Source organism: Endozoicomonas numazuensis (assembly GCF_000722635.1).
In the GTDB taxonomy this organism is placed as follows: Bacteria; Pseudomonadota; Gammaproteobacteria; order Pseudomonadales; family Endozoicomonadaceae; genus Endozoicomonas_A; species Endozoicomonas_A numazuensis.
In genome coordinates this window covers 32759-33706 of sequence record NZ_JOKH01000014.1, presented here as the reverse complement: position 1 = coordinate 33706, position 948 = coordinate 32759, and the positions used below count along the sequence as shown (strand labels likewise).

The 948-nt window shown below is 47.6% G+C and carries 1 protein-coding gene; it reads right to left on the bottom strand.

Annotated features, from left to right (window positions below):
- Positions 1-181 precede the first annotated feature (181 nt).
- Positions 182-948 (bottom strand): hypothetical protein (locus tag GZ78_RS26595; protein WP_034843279.1); only part of this gene is annotated, 767 nt, incomplete at its 5' end.

Below are 948 nucleotides of genomic sequence, written 5' to 3'. Positions count from 1 at the left end.
CAACAAACTTGAATACCGCCCTAGCCCAAATCTCCCTGATCAGCTCAAATCTTCCTTACTGGAATACCCGTAAAGGCCATTAAACAATGGTTAAAACGCTGAAATCACTTTTGCAGGAACAGTGAACCTTCTCACCAAAAGATTTCAGCAAGAATTCGACGCATGAGACTTAAGAATTGAGTCAGCACGCCTTGAATAAACGACTGCAGATATGTAACCCCTGGAGCCATTGCTGCCCTGTATTGAGTGCGTAAGCCTTCATGGCTTTGAGTCTACCTGCCGCTCGATAGAATCGATTGTTCCAACTCATGGTTTTCAGCCATTCATCAGAATCGATTTCGAGCCTGGTCAGAATAGGAGGCGCACCCTCTGGAATAGAGCCTTTCTTATCGGCTCTTACCGCTCTGCCACTCCAGTCGACCAGCTCCAGATAATCATGAAGAATATAAGGCAAAGCCTCATCCGGATTTTGTCCCTGACACTGAAATGCTTTCAGCATAGAAGGCTGCTTGATGTCTGCTGCACCAGCAGTTTTTCCGATGCGTTTCTGAATAGAGGTATAGTCTGACTGCTCAGGCGTGGGTGCCAGTTTTGCCCGAATAGGATTCAGATCAACATAAGCCATACAGGTCAGTAATGCTGCCTCATCCAGTAACGCCTGACTTTTAAAGCGCCCTTCCCAGAATCGACCTTTACAACCATCTTCCTTATTGGCTTCACGAGCCAGGTGTTCGTTTAGACAACGCATAAACCAGCTGACACTCTTCAAGCGGAGACGATACTCATCCACATATTCGTCAACACGGCTGAGTTCTGAGCTGCTCAGACTGGCTCTGCTCATATAACGTTGTACCAGCACCGGGCCAGCAAAAAGTGCAGTCCAGCGCTGCAGCACTTCATCACGGCTCCAGCTTTCAACATCTCTGCTGTTGATGTGAAGTACCACAT